Genomic DNA, 20,368 nt, shown 5'->3' with positions numbered 1-20,368 from the left:
TCACGAGCCATGCCATGACGCAGCCGTCCGAACAGTCCGCTTTTCGCCCGACCCCACAGGACAAGCCCATGCCGCTGGCCGAGGCGCGCGCCCGTATCGTGGACGCGATCACGCCGATCACGGATATCGAGCAGGTACCGCTGCCGGCGGCGCTGCATCGGGTGCTGGCCGAACAGGTGACCGCCGGGGTGGACGTGCCGGGCGCGGACAATTCCTCGATGGACGGTTACGGCTACCGTGCTGCGGACGCCGAACAGGACGGCGCGACGCTGCATGTCGTTGGCGAGAGCCTCGCCGGCCACCCCTTCGTCGGCCGTCTCGGCGCGGGTGAGTGCGTACGCATCATGACCGGCGCGGTCGTGCCCGAAGGCGTCGATACGGTGGTGATGCAGGAGAACACCCGCGCCGAAGACGAACAGGTCGTGATCGAAAAACGCCCGGCGCCCGGCAGCAACATCCGTCTAGCCGGCGAGGATCTGAAGGCCGGCGCGACGGTGCTCGCCGCCGGCCATTATCTGCGGCCCGCGGACATCTCGGTGCTCGCCTCGGTCGGCGTAAGCGAGGTGTCGGTCGTTCGCCGTCCGAAGGTGGCGTTCTTCTCCACTGGCGACGAACTGCGGCCTATCGACGGGCCGGCTGGCCGGTCGTTGGCGCCCGGCGAAATCTACGACAGCAACCGCTATGGCCTGGCTGCGCTGCTTTCGGATCTGGGTATGGAAGGCGTGGATCTCGGCGTGGTGGGCGATTCGCGCGAGGCTTTGCGAGACGCCTTTGCCGAGGCTGCGGCCTATGATGCGGTGGTAACCAGCGGCGGTGTGTCCGTGGGCGCCGCGGATTTCGTGCTCGACGTGCTCGGCGAGCAGGGCACGGTCGATTTCTGGCGGGTGGCGATCAAGCCCGGCAAACCGCTGGCATTCGGAACTGTGGGTAATGCGCGTTTCTTCGGTCTGCCGGGTAATCCGGTATCCACGGCCGTGACGTTCATCCAGTTGGTCCGACCCGCGCTGGTGCGCATGGCCGGTGGCGTGCCGGCCGATCCGATCCGATTTGCGCTGCCGACAACGGCGGACCTGCGCAAGAACCCCGGTCGCGAGAATTTCCTTCGCGCGCGGCTGGTCACCCACGCGGGTCGCGCTGCGGTCGAGCCGGTCGATCACCAGGGCTCCGGCGTCATGCGCTCGATGAGCCGGTCCGATTGTTTCATCGTGCTGCCGGCCGAACAGAGCGATGTGCCGGCTGGCGAAATCGTGCCGGTAGAACCGTTTGCGCAGACGATCTGGGGTCAGCCGGACGAGTGAATCGTCGCCCGTAAAAGGGCGGTCGGACCGAATTGCGGCGCCCTTGGCGACGCGCGAACCGAACGCCCCAACTTTGGTCGCATAGATGCTTGCGTGCGCCATGCAGCTGCTAGGGTAATTCGCCTAACTCGTATGCGTCGCGCCGCGGCGTGGGAAGTCAGGGGGATGAATGGCCGGTTTTTTTGAAAAGTCCAATACCGTGGCCAAGCCCGGTTTCAACCGCTGGATGGTGCCGCCCGCCGCACTCTGTATCCATCTGTGCATCGGGCAGGTCTACGCTTTTTCCGTATTCAAGATTCCCCTGACCCGAGTCGTCGGCGTGACTGAGTCGGCCGGCGCTGACTGGTCGCAATCGACGCTGGCCTGGATCTTCTCGTTGGCGATCGCCGCACTCGGGTTGGCCGCCGCGTTTGGCGGCCAGTGGCTGGAGCGGGTCGGCCCGCGCAAGGCCATGGCCCTCGCTGCGAGCTGCTTTGGCGGCGGCTTCATCGTTTCGGCCTTCGGCGTCTGGACCCACCAGATCTGGCTGATCTATCTCGGCTACGGCGTGCTGGGCGGCATCGGCCTGGGCATCGGCTATATCTCGCCGGTCTCCACCCTGATCAAGTGGTTCCCGGACCGTCCCGGTCTGGCGACCGGCATGGCGATCATGGGTTTCGGCGGCGGTGCGATGATCGGCTCGCCGCTGGCGACCTCGCTGATGGCGTTCTTCTCCGGACCGGAGTCGGTCGGCGTGGGCTCGACCTTCGTGGCCATGGGGATCATCTACTTCCTGTTCATGATGGTCGGTGCGCTCATCGTGCGTATTCCTGCCAAGGGCTGGACGCCGGAAGGGTTCGATCCCGAGCGTGATGGCAAGCAGGACAAGATGATCACCAATCATCATGTCCACGTGAACCAGGCCATGAAGACGCCGCAGTTCTACTTCATCTGGCTGGTGCTGTTCATGAACGTCACCGCCGGCATCGCGCTGCTCGAGCAGGCATCGCCCATGGCACAAGAAATGGTCGGCACCAGCGCGGCCGCGGCGGCCGGTTTCGTGGGCGTGCTGTCGATCTTCAACATGGCCGGACGCTTCTTCTGGGCGTCCACCTCCGACTACATCGGCCGCAAGATGACCTATGTCATCTTCTTCGTGCTCGGCATGCTGCTCTACGCCGCGGTGCCGAGCGTCGCGGCGGGCGGCAATATCGTGCTGTTCGTGCTGGCCTGCTGCGTGATCGTGTCGATGTACGGCGGCGGTTTCGCCACTGTGCCGGCCTATCTGCGCGATATCTTCGGCACCATGCATGTGGGCGCGATCCACGGCCGCCTGCTGACGGCCTGGGCCGCAGCCGGCGTTGTCGGCCCGGTGTTGCTCAACCAGCTGCGCGAGGGCCGGATCGATGCCGGCGTGGCGCCGGCAGAAGCCTATACCACGACGCTCTACATCATGGTCGCGCTGCTGGCAGCCGGCCTGGTCTGCAACCTGCTGGTGCGCCCGGTGGCCGACAAGCACCACTACCAGGGTGACACCAGCAACCCGGAGTAGGTGGCCATCGGCTCCATGAATCTACGGATTGATCAAGCTGCATCATGCAGGAGACAATTATGAATACCGACTCGACCGCAGTCGCGACGACGCCGACATGGCAGATTGCCGCCCTCTGGGCCATGGTCACGATCCCTGCGCTGTGGGGCTTTATCGAGACCCTGACGAAGGCGCTGCGCCTGTTTACGGGCTGAATCAGCAGCTCACACGGGGGCAAGCCCCGTCGACGGCCCGTCGTGCGCGCCACGGCGGGCTTTTTTTGTGGACGCAGTCTGTCGTCGTCAGAGCGCAACCGGACGGTATGACCATTGCGTAGGTCGGAGCGCCAGGGACCGAACAGGAGACCATGCATGGATGATGTTGCCGAGCAGATCGAGATTATCGTCGACGGCCAGGCCGTGCGGGCACGCCCCGGCCAGCTGCTGCCTGACGCGCTGGAGGGCACTGGCATCTATCTGCCGCATGTCTGCTATCACCCAAGCCTCGGGCCGCTGCAGACCTGCGATACCTGCTTCGTCGAGATCGATGGCAATCTCGTGCGCGGCTGTGGTGTGGCGGTCAAACCTGGGCTGGAAGTCACGATCGAAAGCGACACCGCGCACGCCGCGCGGCACGAGGGCATCGACCGCATCGCCTCGAACCACGATCTGTACTGCTCGGTCTGCGACAACAACAACGGCAACTGCGACGTGCACAACGCCGTGCGCGATATGGAAGTGCCGGGCCAGCACTACGAATACCGCGGCAAGCCGTACGAGAAGGACTACTCCAACCCCTTCTATATCTACGACCCGGATCAGTGCATCCTCTGCGGGCGCTGCGTCGAGGCCTGCCAGAACCTGCAGGTCAACGAGACGCTGTCGATCGACTGGTCACGCGAACGCCCGCGCGTGATCTGGGACGACGACGTACCCATCGAGGATTCGTCGTGCGTGTCCTGTGGCCACTGCGTGACCGTCTGCCCCTGCAACGCGCTGATGGAAACGACCATGATCGGCAACGCCGGGCCCATGACCGGCCTGTCACCGCAGGCGCGCGGGCGTTTCCAGCAGCTCGGCCGCTCGGCCATCGATCTGGTCAAGGCTGCCGAGCACACCACCGGCTTCGGGCCGATCTTCGCGGTCTCGGAAGTCGATGCCGCCATGCGCGAGACCGAACTCAAGCGCACCAAGACGGTGTGCACCTACTGTGGCGTGGGCTGCTCGTTCGAGATGTGGACGCGCGACCGCGAGCTGCTCAAGGTCCAGCCGCAGCCCGAAGCGCCGGCCAACGGCATCTCCACCTGTATCAAGGGCAAGTTCGGCTGGGGCCATATCAACAGCGAACACCGCCTGACCAAGCCCCTGATCCGTGAGAACGGCGCTTTTCGCGAAGCCGAATGGGACGAGGCCTATGCCCTGATCGCTCGTCGCTTCGGCGAGATCAAGGCCGAGCACGGCCCCGACGCGCTGGCCTTCATAGCCTCCTCGAAGTGCAGCAACGAGGAAGGCTATCTCATGCAGAAGTTCGCCCGCGCGGTCATGGGTACGAACAACATCGACAACTGCTCGCGCTACTGTCAGGCGCCGGCCACGGAAAGCCTCTGGCGCACTGTCGGCTATGGCGCGGATACCGGCTCGATCGCCGATCTCGAAGCCTCCGAACTGCTGATTATCGTCGGGTCCAACACCGCCGAGAGCCACCCGGTGATCGCGACCCGCATGAAACGGGCCGCCAAGCTGCGCGGCCAGAAGCATCTGGTGGCCGATCTGCGCAAGAACGAGATGGCGCAGCGGGCAGACATGTTCATCAAGCCCGAGCCGGGCACCGACATGATCTGGCTCAACGCCGTTGCCAGGACCATCATCGAGATGGGCCGCGCGGACGACCAGTTCATCAAGGACAATGCCGAGAACTACGACGACTACGTGGCCAGCCTCGAAGGCTTCACCATGGAGTTCGCCGAGCAGCGCTGCGGGTTGTCGCGCGACCAGCTCGACCGGGTGGTCGACATGGTGCTCGAGGCCAAGACCATCTGCGGCGTCTGGGCGATGGGCGTGACGCAGCACACCATGGGCGCGGACACCGCGACCGCGCTGTGCAACCTGCTGCTGGTGACCGGCAACTTCGGCAAGTTCGGTACCGGCGGCTATCCCATGCGCGGGCACAACAACGTGCAGGGCGCGAGCGACATGGGCTGCATGCCCGATCGTTTCCCCGGTTACGATTTCATCAGCGACGACACGGTGCGCGTGCGCTACGAAGACGCCTGGGGCGTCGAACTGCCCACTGGTAAGGGCCTCAACAACCACGAGATGGTCTCCACCATCCACGATGGTGATCTGAAGTCGTTGTATGTGGTCGGCGAGGACATGGGCATCGTCGATTCCGACGCACTGCATGTGCAGTCCGCGTTCGAGAAGCTCGATTTCATGGTTGTGCAGGACATGTTCTTCTCGCGCACCTGCGAGTATGCGGATGTCGTATTGCCGGCTAGCCCCTCGGTCGAGAAGGAGGGCACCTTCACCAACACCGAGCGGCGTATTCAGCGGCTCTACGAAGTGTTTCCGCCGCTCGGCGACTCGCGTCCGGACTGGCGTATCCATACCGAGCTGGCCCGCGCCATGGGTGCGGACTGGGCCTACGGCCACCCATCGGAGATCTTTGACGAGATGGCATCGCTAGCCGACATGTTCGCCGGTGCCAACTACGATGCGCTCGAGGGCTTCAAGTCGCAGCAGTGGCCGGTCGCGGCAGACGGCACGAGCCAGGCGAACCTATATTCAGACGGGCAGTTTCACTTCGACAGCGGCCGCGCACGTTTCCATCCGGTGCACTGGAACGAGCCGACCGACCAGCCCGATGAGGAGTTCGATCTGCACCTGAACAACGGCCGCCTGCTCGAGCATTTCCACGAAGGCAATCTCACCGACGAGACCGCCGGCATCGTGTTCAAGATCGAGCGCAGTTTTGTCGAGGTGTCGCCGGAACTGGCCGCAGAGCGTGGCGTGAAGGCCGGCAGCATCGTGCGCCTGGTCTCGCGGCGCGGCGCGATCAAGGTCAGCGTGGAGGTGACCGATCGCGTGCAAGGAAGACAGATGTACATGCCCATGCACGGCAAGAAGAACATCGAGGCGATCAACGTGCTCACCAGCTTCGAGTCCGACAAGGACACCGACACGCCGGCCTACAAGGAACTGGCGGTGAAGATGGAAGTGCTCAGCGTCGAGGGCCATCCGCCGCTCAAGGCGAACAACCAGCGCAACGCCACGCCCAATCCGGTGACCGGCGTACAGGTCAACCAGAAATGGCAGCGTGAGGACTACAAGCGTCCGCCCAAGCGGCGCCCGGCCGGCAGCGGTCTGTAGCCGTCGCGTTCAGCGCTTTCTCTTTCGCCTAAAGACTTTCAGGACTTCGCCATGGCAGAACAGATTCATTATCGGCCCGCCGAGGCCAAGCGGTTCCGCGAGGAAACGCTCGACGAATTCGAGCGTCTCGAAGGTCGGGTCGCCGAGATCAACGGCTTGCTAGACGAGCTCTACGACTCGGGCATGATCCGCTGGCTCAAGAATTTCGCCGGTGCCTTCCCGCAGATATCCAATATCGCCGTCGAAGGCATGAACACGCCCGAAGGCCATGCCGGCATGCGCAATCTGCTGGTGGTTGCCAAGCAGCTCGGCAAGATCGATCCGGACCAGCTCGAACGCACTTTCGACGCCGCCAACGCCGGGCTGGCCAAGGCCGGCCAGCCCGCGACCGAAGACACGCCCTACAACCCGCCCGGCGTGACCGGCGTGTTCAAGCTGCTGCACGACAAGGAACTCTGGGCCACGTTGTCGCCGCTGATTGCGGGCGCGAAAGCGTACTCCGAAGCCCAGCGACGTCAGCAGAGCGAAGACAAGTCGGACAGCGAAAAGAGCTGAGGCCGCGCGCGCCGCGGCTGGGTTCAGATCACGCCCAGTGCTGTCAGCGTGAATACGCCGGCCGTGATGGTGGCGCTGGCCGCCAGCGTGGTCACGGCGACGATATTGGCCGCCAACCGCGCGTTGCCGCCCATGGCCTGGACCATTATGAAACTGGCCGCGGCCGATGGCGTGGCAAAGAACAGGTAGAGCAGGCCGAGTTGCCGACCCTCGAAGCCGCATGCCCAGGCCGCCAGCGTGGCGGCGGCAGGGAAGATCACCATCTTGATCAGCGAGGCGGAAAAGGCGATGCCGCGGGCCTGATAGAGCGCGCCCAGCGACAACGTGCCGCCAATACAGATCAGCGCAAGTGGCAGGGTGAGGCGGGCGAAATACTCGCCGGAGGTCATCAGCCATTGCGGGATCGGCAGGCCGATGGCGGCCACCGGAATCGCGACCACGGTGCCGATGATCAGCGGGTTGGTGACGATGCCGCGGCTGATGCTACGCCAGTCGGCCTGCTGGTCCGGCTGATACCAGGTCAGGATCAGCACCGACAGCGTGTTGTAGAGCAGGATGACGAGGCCCACGAGGATGCCGCCGGCCGACAGGCCGAAATCGCCGTACATGCTGGCCGCCAGCGCCAGCCCCACGATGCCGCAGTTGCCGCGAAACGCGCCCTGCACATAGACGCCGCGTTCGATGCGCTCCACGCGCCAGATCGCCCATAGCCACGTCAGACCGAAACAGGCGAATGTAGCCACCGTGAAGAAGGCCATCAGCCCCGGCAGCAATGCCTGCGACAGATCGGCCTTCACGATGCTGATGAACACCAGTGTCGGCATGCTGCCCTTGAACACCAGCGTGGATGCCGTCTCGATAAAGCGGTCGTCGATCCAGCCGGCTTTCTTCAGCCCGATGCCGAGGAACACCATCGAGAACACCGGCAGGGTGACGTTGAGGGTCTGCAGAAAGACAGCGAAAAGATCCATGAACGAGATTGCGCGTGGATGGATGACAAGGCCCTGCAACCGACGTGCCGAAAAACGGCCGGGATGCCCGGTACGGGCCGCGATGCGCGTGCAGAATACACAGGTTCGTGCGGGCCGCCTTTATGCAACCGCCGCGTGCTTGAGCGATCGGTTACCGTGACAACATGACATCAGCTGAAGACGACGCCGAGCCGACAGGCGCACGCCCGCGCGAGATCGTGCGTATCCACGCCTACGGGCGCGACGGTTTCACGGCGCGTGACGACACGCTCGCGGTCGAGCGCGCGCTCGAGATCCATGTCGCCGGCGCCGACCCGCTGATCACCATGCGTACCCCCGGCGCGGATGCCGAACTCACCGCGGGCCTGATGCACGGCGAGGGCGTGATCCGCTCGCGCGACGACATCGTCTATCTGCGCCCGGCGCCGGGCGAGGACGACGTGATACGGCTGATGCTCAAGCCAGAGGCGCGTGGTCGCCTGGATAGGGTCGAGCGCAACACGCTGGCGACGAGCGCCTGCGGCGTCTGCGGCAAGCCGAGTTTCTCGCCGCCCACGCCAGGCCGTGACGCCGCTACACAAGCCGGCCCGGCACAGGTCACGCCCGAACTGCTGCTGTCGTTGCCCGACCGCATGCGCGCCGATCAGGGCGTGTTCGAATCCACCGGCGGCCTGCACGCGGCCGGGCTGTTCGACGCCAGCGGCACGCTGCTGTCTATCCGCGAGGACGTCGGCCGCCACAACGCGCTCGACAAGCTGATCGGGGCCGCGCTGCTCGAGGATCGGCTGCCGCTGTCCGACCGCATCGTCATGTTGTCCGGGCGCGCCAGCTACGAGCTGCTGCAGAAAAGCATCATGGGGGGCGTGCCGATCGTCTGTGCGGTGTCTGCGCCGAGCAGCTATGCCGTAGCGCTGGCCGAGCAGTTCGGCGTCACGCTGGTGGGGTTTCTGCGCGGCGATCGATTCAATGTCTATACCCACGGCGAGCGGCTGGCTGGCACGGTGGACTGATCGCCCGACCGCCAAATCCGTGTGCGAGCGCGTCGCTGCAAGGCCCTGCCACCATCGCCGCATTGATGGACTACGCAAAGCTCTGGTATTTCTGGCGATTACGCCAGCGTGCGCGCGGCTTCGAGTTATCAAGCAAAGAGGTGAACACATGGCCAGGAACAAGGCGAGCAAAGCCAGTCTCTGGGTGGCGACCATCGCGGGCGCGGGCTTGCTGCTCGCCGGCTGTGGCAATGGCGACGACAACGGCGAAGTGGATGCCCAAAGCTCGGCCGAAGGCAAGAGCGAGCCGGTCAACCTGATCTTCGGCACCGGCGGCACGTCCGGCAGCTATTACCCGATCGGCGGCGCGCTCAAGCGCGTGTTCGAGGACAGCGACCTGGTCGCCGGCGTACAGGTCGTGTCCACGGGCGCTTCGGTACAGAACATCAACAATATCGAGGACGGCACCAACCAGCTGGCGCTAGTGATGAGCGATGTCGCCTTCGATGCGGTCAATGGCAAGGGGCAGTTCGAAGGCCAGAAGGCCAAGATCAAGTCCATCGCCGGGATCTACCCCAACGTGGTCCAGATCGTGGCGACCGCAGATAGCGGTATCGAGAGCGTGGCGGACATGAAAGGCAAGCGCATCGGTGTAGGCAAGGTCGGCTCCGGCGTGGAGCAGAGCGCCAAGAAGGTGCTCGAAGCCGGCGGTATGACCTATGACGATCTCGCGCGCGTGAGCCATACCGGCTATGCGGACAGCGTTACCGAGATGAGCAACGGCAATCTCGACGCGGCGTTTTTCACCTCCGGCGTGCCGAACTCCAGCATCACGGGGCTGATGCAGAACACCGATGTGACTTTCGTCAACGTCGATGGCGAGACCGCGAACAAACTTCTCGAAACCTATCCGTACTACGAGAAGTACGAGATTCCGTCCGGCGCGCCCGAACGCTATGACCTCGACACGGCGGTGAACACCGTGGCGATCCGCAATCTGCTGATCGCACCGGAGTCGATGTCCGAGGACGTGAGCCGGGATCTGGCCAAGCGCTTCTACGAATACCTGGGCACCGACAAGGTCTCGGTCGGCGCGCTCAAGCAGTTCGATCGCGATCGCATGGGCGAGGATGTCGTGGTGCCTGTCGCTTCCGGTGCGCAGGCGTTCTACGACTCGCTTTCCGGTTCGGGCGACAGCGCCGGCGACGAGGGCGATGCCTCTGGCGACAGCATGTCTGAAGAAAACGAGGCCGAAAGCAGCGACGCCGGCTAGCCCCGCGGGCGCTGCGTGCTGACGCGTGTGCGCCGCGGGCGGGCGGTCATCGGTGGTGCAGCGCTGGTCGTGGTGGTCGTCATCGCGACCGGCCTGTGGCCGTCGAGCTGGCTGGTGGTGCGCGACGCGGCCGGGCTGCGCTATGCCTTCGTCGTCGACGAGGGCGCGCGGTTTTCGCTGGCCTGGCGGCATTCGGTCGAACAGGAAGACTGGATCGAGACTTTCAGCATTCGCGATGGCGCGATCGTGCTGGTCGAGACCCGCTTCAAGACTTTCGGTGCCGGCGTGCCGGCGCAGGTCGGGCGTCGCACCACCCTCGAAAACGGCTGGGTGGTGATGGACGGTATCGATCGCGTGGTCGATCCGTACGCCGTGCAGGCCGCGGCCGCCGAAAATTATCGAATGCGCCGTGGCAATAGCCGCTGGTTTGCTCTTTCCACTGAGTCGGCAGCGCCCATACTGCGCTTTGCCGTGATTCGTGCGCCGCTGGTCGCCATGATCGGTGGTGTCGTACGCGCCTGGCGCGCCCCTGCAGCAGGATTGCCATGAGTTCCGATACCCGCCACGCCGAGCCGGCCGAACCGGAAATCGTCGACCCGGAAACCCTGGAAAAATACGACGTCGAAAGCCGGGTGCGTCATTCGCTGCCCAGGCGGGTGACACAGTTCGTCGTCGTTGTGAGCGTGATGCTCGCGCTGTTTCATCTGTATACGTCGTTCTCGGGGCCGCTGGTCGACGTGGTCCAGCGCAGCATCCATCTCTATGTGCTGCTCGGGCTGACTTTCATCATCTACCCGTGGGCGATGCGCGGTTCACGCGAGCGGGTGGCCTGGGGCGACGTGATCTGCGCCGTTCTGGCGTTCGCGATCGGCGTCTATATGGTGTTCGCGGCCGACCGGGTGATCGCGTCGGCCGGGCGCATCAATACGCTCGACATGATCGTCGGGCTGGTCGCGCTCGCTTTGGTTATCGACGCGGCGCGTCGCGTGACCGGCTGGGGGCTGCCGGGGCTGGCGGTACTGTTCGTGGCGTACGGCTTCTACGCCAAGCTGTCGTTCTACCCGGAGCTCAACGGCGATATCGTGCTGGCGACGACGCGCCAGATCGTGTCGCATCTGGTCTACATAACTGAAGGCCTGCTCGGTACGGCGATCGCGGTCTCGGCGAGCTATATCATCCTGTTCATTCTGTTCGGCGCCTTCCTGGTCAAGTCCGGGCTGGGGCGGCTGTTCAACGATCTGGCGCTGGCGCTTGCCGGGCCCAGCCGAGGCGGGCCGGCCAAGGTGGCCGTGGTCGCGAGTGGGTTTCTGGGTTCGATCAACGGCTCGGCGATCGCGAACGTGGTTACGACCGGCGCGTTCACGATTCCGCTGATGAAGCGCACCGGCTACAAGGCCAATTTCGCGGGTGCGGTCGAGGCCGCGGCCAGCGTGGGTGGCCAGATCCTGCCGCCGATCATGGGCGCGGCGGCCTTCATCATGGCCGAGGTGCTGGGCGTGCCCTACACCCAGATCATGCTCGCCGGCATCATTCCGGCGCTGCTGTTCTATCTCGGCATTCTGTTCCAGGTGCATCTGCGCGCGCTGCGCAACGGGCTGGAAGGCATTCCGCGCTCCGAGCTGACGCCGCTCAAGTCCGTGTTGCTGGAGCGCGGCCATCTGCTGCTGCCGATGGTGATATTGCTGTGGCTGATCTTCGACGGCCGGGCGCCGTTTTTTGCGGCCTTCTGGTCGGTGGCCGCGACGGTGCTGATCTGCGGCACGCGCCGGGTGGTCGTGGGGCTGACGCTCGTTCTGATCGCGCTCGTGTTCGAGCCGCAGATCTGGGCGCTCGTCGACGGCCGCACGTTACCGGGGCTGCCCCCGGATCGGCTCTGGCTGTTCGCGATCATTGCGCTGCCGGTCGCGATCAATGCGATCCGCACGAGCCTGGGTCTACAGGCCGAAGTGATGGATATCGCCGACTGTCGCGATGCCATGACCGAAGGCGTGCGCAACTCGATCCCGGTCGCGATCGCCTGTGCGGCGGTGGGCATCGTCGTGGGCATCGCGACGCTGACCGGCATCGCGCTCGATGCGGCGGATGCGGTGGTCAGCCTCGGCCAGGCGATCCCCTCCGAGATGCTGCGGCTGTTGGTCACGCTGGCGCTGACCATGGGTGCGTCGATCGTGCTCGGCATGGGGCTGCCCAGTATCCCCTGCTACATCATCACCTCGACCATGGCCGCGCCGATCCTGCTCAACCTGCCGTTGTTCCGCGAACTGGCCGGGTCCAACGAAACGGCCATCTTCGTGGCCCATATGTTCGTGTTCTATTTCGGCATCTTCGCCAATCTCACGCCGCCCGTCGCGCTCGCGGCCTATGCCAGCGCGGGCATTTCCGGCGGCTCGCCGAACGCGACCGGCGTGCAGGCCATGAAGCTGGCGATCGCGGGCTTCGTGGTGCCGTACATGTTCGTGTTCGCGCACAGCATGCTGATGATCGATGCGACCTGGTTGAATGTCGCCACCGTGGCCGCGACCGGCATCGTCGGCGTACTGCTTCTCGCGGTCGCGGTGGAAGGCTATCTGCGCCGCGAACTGGCTACCGGATGGCGTCTGCTTGCGCTCGCGGGCGCCTTGGCGCTCATTTATCCGGGCTGGATCAGCGATGGGGTCGGCGCGCTGGTTGCGGTGGTGCTGTTTGCGATGGGCGGGGGCGGCAAGGCCCGCTCGGCTCCGGCACGGAGCGCCTAGGTTTTTTCGCGGCGCGCCGGAGCCCAGGTGGGCTATTGGTTCGCAGTGATCCATGAAGGCGCAGCAGGTGGCCGGATAGAGATGCTCCGTGGAATTGCGGAGTTGACTCTGCATGTGAAACGGAGGATTTTCTAAAGCTCGATATCGATGATCTCGAACCTTTGATCTCGGAGGAGCCATGGCCACACCTGCAGAACAGATCAAGCACACCGACGACGGCAAGCCCGATGTGGTGCCCGAACGCCGCGACCTGCATTTTCTGCCGCCCGAAGACCGTATCCACGACTGGCACAAGCTCGGCGCGCACATGACCCAGTTCATGAATGCGCTGTCGCTGTTCTTTCCCGCCGGCGAGCGCATGTTCATCGATGCCGTGCGCGATTACCGCGAAGAGATCCCGGACCCGGACCTGAAAAAGGCCGCCACGGCATTCATCGGCCAGGAGGCGATCCACAGCCGCGAACACAAGGAATACAACGATCTCATGACGCGCCAGGGCCTGCCGGCCGAGCAGCTGGACGCCTTCGTCTGGTCGTTTCTGGGCTCCATCAAGAAGCGCACGCCGCGCTCGTTCCCGCTGTCGGCCACGATCGCGCTCGAGCACTTCACGGCGCTCATGGGCAACTCGATCCTCGATAACCCGGACGCCATCGTCGGCTCGCAGGAAGACTACACGCGCATGTGGCAGTGGCATGCGCTCGAAGAGATCGAGCACAAGTCGGTCGCCTTCGATGTCTACGATCGTTGCGTGGGCCGCGGTCCGATCGCCTATGCCGAGCGCGCCGCCGGCATGGTGGCCGCGACAACGATCTTCTGGCCGCTGGTGGCGTATTTCTATTACCGCATGACCCAGGCCAGCGACGAATGCAGGAAAGAGGGTTGGCGTGGCCATCTGCGCGTGTTCAACACGCTGTTCGGTCGCCCCGGCGTGCTACGCCGGCAGCTTCCCGAGTGGGCGTCGTACTTTCGCTATGGTTTTCATCCCTGGCAGCAGAACAACAGCCATCATCTGAAGATGATCGACGAGCTGGTCGAGAAGACCGAGGGCGCTTATGCCACTAAGCATTAGCGACGATAACTCGGGTTAGGCTCGGGCCGTGTCCATTGCTTCCAGGATCATCTTCAGTCGCAATCTTGGGCGAATAAGAATGAGGCCCTATCCGGGAGCGCCTGAATCAACGGGAACGGTCTGGTCGGCTTGGGGTTTCGCGCTGCTGCGCGAGTGTCTTTTATTTGTTTGTCCAAATAAAAGGCACCAAAACAAAAGACACCCCGTCTTGCGTCGGCGCTACGCGCCGATACCCCGCGCGGCTCCGGCCGAAAGCGGGCCAGCCGGAAACTCGCTTCGCTCAGACATCCGGCTGTCTGCTTCCGCTTTCGGTCTCCACTGCTCGGCGCTACGCCCAAGGGGCCCCAATACAGAAAGCTCGCTTTTGCTCGCTTAAGTGTCCCGATCTACGTAGGCCGGGTTAGCCCAAGGCGTGATTCTTCAGGGTTACGGGCAACCGCCCTAACTTCAACTCTGCAGTTTCTAGGGCTTGGGGTACGGCTGTACTGCCTCTATTGCCCCCTTTGCACGGCGACGGAGACGCGCAGTGGCGAAGGGTGCCCGGCGCACTGCGCCGGTGCGGCCAGCTGTCTGAGGATCGCCAACGCGATCCGAGTTCTGGCCGCATCCCTTCGCCGCGAGCATCGGAGTGCCACCGGCGTAGCCGGCGCCGTGCTGGGTGTCTTTTTCTTTGCTTACTTTCTTTTGGACAAGCAAAAGAAAGTGAGTCGCACAGCAGTGCGAAATAAAAGGTTCGACTAACTCGTGAGTGGGGTAAGGCCGGAGGCCTTGAACCGCAGAGTCTGGATTGCCGAAGCAGGGTGGCTCACCTCGGAGTTCGAGCGCTATCGCACCGGCGCACGCCGTTTCGCAGGCGCACTCACCACGATCACGCCACTGATGATCGCCACACCGCCCACAATGAAGTTCCAGGTCAGCGCCTCGCCGAGTAGCAGGGCGCCGAACAGTACGCCGAACACCGGCGACAGGAACGAGAACACGCCCAGCCGCGAGGCGAGGTAGCGCCGCAGCAGCGCGAACCACAGCAGCAGAACCGCGAAGGCAATGCCGAGCGTCTGGAAGGTCATGCTGGCGAGTACGGGGCCGGTGACGTTGATATCCGACAGGTCGCCCATCAGCGCTGCGAACGGCAACAGCAACAGCCCCGCGATCACCAGCTGATAGGACAACGTCAGCGTCGGAGGCTGTTCCGACAGCTTCGTGGTGCGGATGACGACGGTGGTGGCGGCCCAGCCCATGCCGGCCATCGTGCCGAGAATATCGCCGATGATCAGCGACGACACCGCCGGCCCGCCGGCGCTTTCGCCGGTCGGCGCCATAGCGAGAATTATACCGATGAAGGCGATCGCGATACCGACCCAGTGACGCAGGCCCAGTTGCTCGCCGGGCACGAGAAAATGCAAGCCGAGCGCGGCGAAGACCGGCGCGGTATAGAGGAACACCGACATATGGGAGGCCGTGGTATAGCCCAGCCCGAGCGCTACGAAGCAGAACTCGCTGGCGAAACCCAGCCCCACAGCCACCCCGGGCCAGAATACGGCGCGCGCATCGGCCAGCCGCACGCCGCGCGCATAGGCCACGCCCATGACCAGAAACGCGGCCAGCGTTGAGCGAATCGCAATCTGCGCCAGCGGCGCGATATCCGCAGCCACCCATTTGATTGCGACCTGCTGCAGGCCAAGCGCCAGGCAGAACACAAGCATTAGCAGGCTGCCCTGCATATCGAGCGCACGTCGCGTTGCCTGCGGATAGGCGGGTTTGAGAGTGTCTGCGCGCGTGCTCATGGGAATGCGGTCGGCCTAGAGAATAGGCGCACAGCAAAGCACCGGGCACAAAGCTGTGCAAACCATTAAACTGGCGACCCAGGCTCAGGAAAACTCAACACTCGTGGTCGAGCGGCTGCCTCTCAACGCCTTGCGTGCCTTTGTGTTCGCGGCGCGCCATGAAAGCTTTAAGGCCGCGGCCGGTGAGCTGCATGTGACGCCGGGCGCGATCAGCCGCCACGTCAAGCAGTTGGAAACGGTGCTGGGCACCGCGCTGTTCATCCGTCATCCGCATGGCGTCAGCCTGACCGTACGCGGTGCACTGTTGGCCGAGGAGGCGGGCGATGCCTTTGCTGCGCTCTCACGCAGCGTGGAAGCGGCCCGCACTGTTTCGCCGACGGCGCTGCCGTTGACGGTCAGCGCATCGCCTTCGCTTATCCAGCATTGGCTGTTGCCGCGCCTGGTCGATTTCGAGGCCAGCCACCCGGGTGTGGATCTTGCGCTCGAAGCCAGCGCGAATCTGGTCGAACCTGCCTGGCGTGCCGACCGCGCGCAGCTGACCATCCGCTACGGGCAGGGTCCATGGCCGGGCGTGCACAGCCGGCAACTGATGAGCGAAACGCTTTTTCCCGTGTGTTCGCCGGCGCTGCTGGAGCAGGGGCCGCCGCTCGACACGCCCGCGGATCTGGCGCACCACACGTTGCTGCATGTGACCTGGCTGTCGAACCAGGCGGAGTTGTTTCCAGGCTGGCGAGCCTGGCTGGATGCCGCCGGCGCACCCGAGGTGGCCGTGCCCGTGCATCGGCGTTATTCGTTGTTCGGGCTGGCACTGGATCAGGCGATCGCCGGGCGCGGCGTGGCGCTGACTTCGAGCGTGCTCGCCGCGGATCGGTTGGCCAGCGGTGTGCTGGTGCGCCCGTTTGGCGATCGCTTCGCGCTGGTGTCGCCGTTTTCCTACGATCTGCTGATGCCGGCACGCGGCGAGGCGCCGCCCGTGGCCGCCGCGTTTGCCGACTGGCTGGTCGCGCAGGCCGCCCGTTTTCGCGAGGATGACGCTCAGCGGTGATGCCGGCTCGGTGCGTTTCTGCCGCGCTTGCGATCGGTGGCGCACAAACTAGGGTTCAGATCGCGCGCTGGATAAGGTCTAATGCGCGCGTTCGCACCGATATCGCTGCTGTTGTACGAGGAAGCTGCCCAATGGACGACAACGTCACCGTCATCAATCATCCGCTGATCGCGCACAAATTGACCTTGATGCGGCGCAAGAACTCGTCGACCCAGAAGTTCCGCAGCCTGCTGCGCGAGGTTGCCCATCTGCTGACCTACGAGATCACCCGCGATCTCGAGCTCACCACCGAGACGATCGAAACGCCCCTGCAGGAAATGGACGCGCCGACCCTGGCCGGCAAGAAGCTGTGCTTCGTGTCGATCCTGCGCGCGGGTAACGGCCTGCTGGAAGGCATGGTCGAGCTGATGCCCTCGGCGCGTGTCGGCCATATCGGCATGTTCCGCGATCCGGAATCGCTGCAGGCAGTCGAGTACTACTGCAAGGTACCGCAGGACATCGAGGAGCGGCGAGTGATCGTGGTCGATCCGATGCTCGCTACGGGCAATTCGGCGATCGCCGCGATCACGCATCTCAAGAAGCAGGGCGCAAAGAACATGAAGTTCCTTTGCCTGCTGGCCGCGCCGGAAGGCGTGAAGGCCCTGCGCGAGGCGCACCCGGACGTGCCGGTGTTTACCGCGGCCATCGACGAGCGCCTGGACGAACATGGCTATATCCGCCCCGGACTGGGCGACGCCGGCGACCGGATGTACGGCACCAAATAGCGATGCAGCAGCGGGCTATTGGCCCGTTTTCTGCGTGTCTCGCCAGTTCGGTCTTTTGAGCCGGACTTTTGATGGGAAGTAACAATATGTCGACGGGTGAGTTCGACGCACGGCCCGACGCCGAGGCCAGCGCCTACCGTTTTCGTGCCCGCGACGGCCTGCTCGGCGCGCAGATGCTGTTCGTGGCCTTTGGCTCGCTGGTGCTGGTGCCGTTGCTCACGGGCCTGGACCCCAACGTGGCGCTGTTCACGGCTGGTGTCGGTACGCTGATTTTCCAGATGGTCACCCGTGGCCGCGTGCCCGTGTTTCTGGCGTCGTCGTTCGCTTTCATCGCGCCGATCATCTATGGCGTCGAGACCTGGGGTATCCCAGGCACGCTCTGCGGGCTGATGGCCGCGGGCGTGGTGTACATGTTGTTGAGCCTGGTCATCCGCCTGCGCGGCGTGGGCGTGGTCACCCGGCTGCTGCCCACGATCGTGACCGGGCCGGTGATCATGGTGATCGGCCTTGTGCTGGCCCCGGTCGCGGTGAACCTGGCCATGGGCCTCGACGGTAACGGCGAGGCCCAGCTCGTGGCGTCCGGACCGGCGATGCTCGTGTCCTTCATCGCGCTGGCCGTGACCGTGGCAGTGTCGCTGCTGGCACGCGGTTTCCTGTCGCTGGTGCCGATCATCTGTGGCGTGATGGCAGGGTATATCGCGAGCCTGCCGTTTGGCCTTGTCGACTTTGCGCCGGTGGCCGAAGCGCCGTGGTTTGCGGTGCCGAACTTCGTGGCGCCGGAATGGAACTGGCAGGCCGTGCTGTTCATGATCCCGGTGGCGATTGCCCCCGCGATCGAGCATTTCGGCGATGTGGTCGCCATCCGGTCGGTGACCGGGCGCGATTACCTGAAAGACCCGGGCATCGATCGGACCATGCTAGGCGATGGCCTCGCCACCTCGGTGGCTGCCGCGCTCGGCGGGCCGCCGAACACCACCTATTCGGAAGTCACCGGCGCGGTCACGCTCACCAAGGCCTACAACCCGGCGCTGATGACCTGGGCCGCCGGGTTCGCGATCGTATTCGCCTTTGTCGGCAAGCTCGGCGCGCTGCTGGCGAGCATTCCCACCCCGGTAATGGGCGGCATCATCGTGCTGCTGTTCGGCGCAATTATCGTTGTGGGTCTGAACAGCCTGGCCAAGTCCGGCGAGGAACTCACCGAGCCGCGCAATCTGGCGGTGGTCGGCATCATTCTCGTTACCGGCGTGGGCGGCCTGAGCTTCTCGGCCGGCGAGTTCACGCTCGAGGGGATAGCGCTTGCAGGCGTGCTCGGCGTGGCACTGAATCTCGTGCTGCCGAGGACGCGCGCCTCGAACTAGGCTCGGATGATCGCCGCTGCCAATATTGACAGCGTGCGATGTAACGGTATTAACTGCGGCGTTGCAACCGACTGGAGGGTTTCATGCCGCAGCAGTCCGCCCGTACGTCCGAGGCCAATCGCGAGGCCGTTGACCACGATGTGATCGTCATTGGCGCAGGTTTTTCGGGCATCAATGCCGGTATCCGCCTGCGCGAGCAGGAAATCACCGATTTCATCATTCTCGAACGGGCAGACGACGTCGGCGGCACCTGGCGGGATAACACCTATCCAGGCTGTGCCTGCGACGTGCCTTCGCATCTGTATTCCTACTCCTTCGAGCAGAACCCGGACTGGTCGACGACCTATTCCGGCTCGGCCGAGATCCAGGCCTATATCCAGCGCTGCGCCGAAAAATACGGCCTGCACGAACACCTGCGTTTCGGCGTCGGTATCGCGAGCGCCGAGTTCGATGACGAACGCGGTGTCTGGCGCCTGCGCACCGAGGGCGGCGATTTTTACACCGCCCGCGCCGTGGTGTCGGCGGTCGGCGGGCTCGTGGAACCGTCCACGCCCAAATTTGCCGGCATGGACGAATTCAGCGGCGCGATCATGCATACCGCCCGCTGGAATCACGAAGTGGATCTGCACGACAAGAAAGTCGTGATCATCGGCACCGGCGCGAGTGGCATCCAGGTCATTCCTTCGATTGCGCCGGATGTCGCCCAGTTGACCGTCATCCAGCGCAGTGCGCCCTATGTGCTGCCCAAGGCCGACAAGGCGCTGCCGGAAGCCATGAAGGCGACCTTTCGTCGCATTCCGTTCGCGCAGACCGCATTCCGGCGCGCGATCCTGACGATCACGGAAGGGCTGGTCGGCCCGGCGGTCATTCTGGACTCGCCGCTGGCTACCGGCATGAAGAAGCTCGCGCTCTGGAACATGCGGTCGGCGGTTAAAGATCCGGTACTAAGGGACAAGCTCACGCCGGACTACGAGATCGGCTGCAAGCGCGTGCTGTTTGCCAGCAACTACTATCCGGCGCTCACCCGCGACAACGTGACGGTCGAGACCGAAGGCTTCGATCGCTTCACGGCCAACGGCGTGCGGCTGGCCGACGGGCGAGAGATCGAAGCGGATGTCGTGATCACCGCGACCGGCTTCAAGGTGAATATCGCCGAGCCGCCGTTTCCGATCCTGGGTCAGAACGGTGAAGCGCTGGCCGACAAGTGGGCCGGGCCGGGTGGCAAGGCCTACAAGGGTGTGGCCACGGCCGGCGTGCCCAACTGGTTCTTCATGCTCGGGCCCAACACCGGGCCGGGCCATACCTCGGTTCTGATTTATACCGAGGCGCAGGCGCGCTATATCACCGAAGCGATCCGTACCCTGTTGAACAAGGATCTCACCGCGATCGCGGTCAAGCCGAAGGTGATGCGCCGCTATCACGAGAAGCTGCAGAACCGCATGCGCTACACCTCGTGGACCTCGGGCTGCCAGAGCTGGTATCTCGACGCGCACGGCGAGAACCACACGCTGTTTCCGGGGTTGGCGACCGAGTACGCGTTGTCCATGCGTCGTTTCAAGCTCGGCGAGTACGAGGTGGCGCGCTAGCCTCGTTGGAGTGGGCACGGCTTCTCGCTGTGCCGTGGTGCCGTGCAATAAAAAGGCCCGCTC

Annotated in this window: 16 protein-coding genes; 14 read left to right on the top strand and 2 right to left on the bottom strand. The window is 64.3% G+C overall.

Annotation, left to right across the window (positions count from 1 at the left end):
* The first annotated feature begins 14 nt into the window (after positions 1-14).
* The 5 genes from moeA to SADO_RS05790 all read left to right on the top strand — a co-directional run bounded on the left by moeA (position 15) and on the right by SADO_RS05790 (position 6,731).
* Positions 15-1,298 carry a molybdopterin molybdotransferase MoeA gene (gene moeA / locus SADO_RS05810; RefSeq protein WP_353109969.1) on the top strand — a complete coding sequence of 428 codons (1,284 nt, stop codon included), beginning with the start codon at positions 15-17 and terminating at the stop codon, positions 1,296-1,298.
* A gap of 169 nt (positions 1,299-1,467) precedes the next feature.
* Complete coding sequence (locus SADO_RS05805; RefSeq protein WP_353109968.1) at positions 1,468-2,829, top strand: L-lactate MFS transporter; 1,362 nt, start codon at positions 1,468-1,470, stop codon at positions 2,827-2,829.
* Between the two features lie 59 nt (positions 2,830-2,888).
* Entirely contained in the window at positions 2,889-3,023 is a 135-nt protein-coding gene (locus tag SADO_RS05800) for an MFS transporter small subunit (protein ID WP_353109967.1), read from the top strand.
* A 156-nt stretch (positions 3,024-3,179) separates the two neighbouring features.
* Positions 3,180-6,176, top strand: coding sequence for a formate dehydrogenase subunit alpha (fdhF, locus tag SADO_RS05795; protein WP_353109965.1), 2,997 nt, complete (start codon positions 3,180-3,182; stop codon positions 6,174-6,176).
* Positions 6,177-6,227: 51 nt separating this feature from the next.
* Positions 6,228-6,731 carry a helical membrane plugin domain-containing protein gene (locus SADO_RS05790; RefSeq protein ID WP_353109963.1) on the top strand — a complete coding sequence of 168 codons (504 nt, stop codon included), beginning with the start codon at positions 6,228-6,230 and terminating at the stop codon, positions 6,729-6,731.
* 23 nt (positions 6,732-6,754) lie between these two features.
* On the opposite strand, the gene SADO_RS05785 is transcribed toward SADO_RS05790, so the two are convergent.
* Positions 6,755-7,702: an AEC family transporter gene (locus tag SADO_RS05785; RefSeq protein ID WP_353109962.1), complete on the bottom strand. Its 948-nt coding sequence runs from the start codon at positions 7,700-7,702 to the stop codon at positions 6,755-6,757.
* Between the two features lie 164 nt (positions 7,703-7,866).
* On the opposite strand from SADO_RS05785, the gene fdhD reads away from it, so the two are divergent.
* The 5 genes from fdhD to SADO_RS05760 all read left to right on the top strand — a co-directional run bounded on the left by fdhD (position 7,867) and on the right by SADO_RS05760 (position 13,768).
* Positions 7,867-8,712, top strand: a complete 846-nt coding sequence (fdhD, locus tag SADO_RS05780; protein ID WP_353109961.1) for a formate dehydrogenase accessory sulfurtransferase FdhD — start codon at positions 7,867-7,869, stop codon at positions 8,710-8,712.
* Positions 8,713-8,860: 148 nt separating this feature from the next.
* On the top strand, positions 8,861-9,964 hold the full coding sequence (locus SADO_RS05775; protein WP_353109959.1) for a TAXI family TRAP transporter solute-binding subunit: 1,104 nt from the start codon (positions 8,861-8,863) through the stop codon (positions 9,962-9,964).
* Between the two features lie 15 nt (positions 9,965-9,979).
* Entirely contained in the window at positions 9,980-10,513 is a 534-nt protein-coding gene (locus tag SADO_RS05770) for a DUF1850 domain-containing protein (protein WP_353109957.1), read from the top strand.
* Complete coding sequence (locus SADO_RS05765) at positions 10,510-12,699, top strand: TRAP transporter permease (protein ID WP_353109955.1); 2,190 nt, start codon at positions 10,510-10,512, stop codon at positions 12,697-12,699. Before SADO_RS05770 ends, SADO_RS05765 begins: the two co-directional genes overlap by 4 nt.
* A 178-nt stretch (positions 12,700-12,877) precedes the next feature.
* Positions 12,878-13,768, top strand: coding sequence for a metal-dependent hydrolase (locus SADO_RS05760; RefSeq protein ID WP_353109954.1), 891 nt, complete (start codon positions 12,878-12,880; stop codon positions 13,766-13,768).
* 824 nt (positions 13,769-14,592) lie between these two features.
* Here the strand turns inward: SADO_RS05760 and SADO_RS05755 are convergent.
* Entirely contained in the window at positions 14,593-15,552 is a 960-nt protein-coding gene (locus SADO_RS05755) for a DMT family transporter (protein ID WP_353109952.1), read from the bottom strand.
* A 55-nt stretch (positions 15,553-15,607) separates the two neighbouring features.
* On the opposite strand from SADO_RS05755, the gene SADO_RS05750 reads away from it, so the two are divergent.
* From SADO_RS05750 to SADO_RS05735, 4 genes are all read left to right on the top strand, one after another.
* Positions 15,608-16,597 (top strand): LysR substrate-binding domain-containing protein, encoded by a 990-nt coding sequence (locus tag SADO_RS05750; RefSeq protein WP_353109950.1) that lies wholly within the window; start codon positions 15,608-15,610, stop codon positions 16,595-16,597.
* Positions 16,598-16,728: 131 nt separating this feature from the next.
* Positions 16,729-17,361 (top strand): uracil phosphoribosyltransferase, encoded by a 633-nt coding sequence (upp, locus tag SADO_RS05745; RefSeq protein ID WP_353109948.1) that lies wholly within the window; start codon positions 16,729-16,731, stop codon positions 17,359-17,361.
* 86 nt (positions 17,362-17,447) lie between these two features.
* On the top strand, positions 17,448-18,719 hold the full coding sequence (locus SADO_RS05740; RefSeq protein WP_353110088.1) for a uracil-xanthine permease family protein: 1,272 nt from the start codon (positions 17,448-17,450) through the stop codon (positions 18,717-18,719).
* A gap of 83 nt (positions 18,720-18,802) precedes the next feature.
* Positions 18,803-20,305, top strand: coding sequence for a flavin-containing monooxygenase (locus tag SADO_RS05735; RefSeq protein WP_353109947.1), 1,503 nt, complete (start codon positions 18,803-18,805; stop codon positions 20,303-20,305).
* Positions 20,306-20,368: the final 63 nt, after the last annotated feature.

This window comes from Salinisphaera dokdonensis CL-ES53 (genome assembly GCF_040361215.1).
Lineage (GTDB): Bacteria > Pseudomonadota > Gammaproteobacteria > Nevskiales > Salinisphaeraceae > Salinisphaera > Salinisphaera dokdonensis.
The sequence above is the reverse complement of the archived record's forward strand: the minus strand, read 5'-3'. Positions and strand labels throughout refer to the sequence as shown.

Coding starts and splice junctions, on each gene's coding strand:
- SADO_RS05805 (WP_353109968.1), top strand. CDS start 1,468: ATGGCCGGTTTTTTTGAAAAGTCCAATACCGTGGCCAAGCCCGGTTTC.
- SADO_RS05775 (WP_353109959.1), top strand. CDS start 8,861: ATGGCCAGGAACAAGGCGAGCAAAGCCAGTCTCTGGGTGGCGACCATC.
- SADO_RS05765 (WP_353109955.1), top strand. CDS start 10,510: ATGAGTTCCGATACCCGCCACGCCGAGCCGGCCGAACCGGAAATCGTC.
- SADO_RS05760 (WP_353109954.1), top strand. CDS start 12,878: ATGGCCACACCTGCAGAACAGATCAAGCACACCGACGACGGCAAGCCC.
- SADO_RS05785 (WP_353109962.1), bottom strand. CDS start 7,702: ATGGATCTTTTCGCTGTCTTTCTGCAGACCCTCAACGTCACCCTGCCG.
- moeA (WP_353109969.1), top strand. CDS start 15: ATGACGCAGCCGTCCGAACAGTCCGCTTTTCGCCCGACCCCACAGGAC.
- fdhF (WP_353109965.1), top strand. CDS start 3,180: ATGGATGATGTTGCCGAGCAGATCGAGATTATCGTCGACGGCCAGGCC.
- SADO_RS05740 (WP_353110088.1), top strand. CDS start 17,448: ATGTCGACGGGTGAGTTCGACGCACGGCCCGACGCCGAGGCCAGCGCC.
- fdhD (WP_353109961.1), top strand. CDS start 7,867: ATGACATCAGCTGAAGACGACGCCGAGCCGACAGGCGCACGCCCGCGC.
- upp (WP_353109948.1), top strand. CDS start 16,729: ATGGACGACAACGTCACCGTCATCAATCATCCGCTGATCGCGCACAAA.
- SADO_RS05790 (WP_353109963.1), top strand. CDS start 6,228: ATGGCAGAACAGATTCATTATCGGCCCGCCGAGGCCAAGCGGTTCCGC.
- SADO_RS05800 (WP_353109967.1), top strand. CDS start 2,889: ATGAATACCGACTCGACCGCAGTCGCGACGACGCCGACATGGCAGATT.
- SADO_RS05735 (WP_353109947.1), top strand. CDS start 18,803: ATGCCGCAGCAGTCCGCCCGTACGTCCGAGGCCAATCGCGAGGCCGTT.
- SADO_RS05755 (WP_353109952.1), bottom strand. CDS start 15,552: ATGAGCACGCGCGCAGACACTCTCAAACCCGCCTATCCGCAGGCAACG.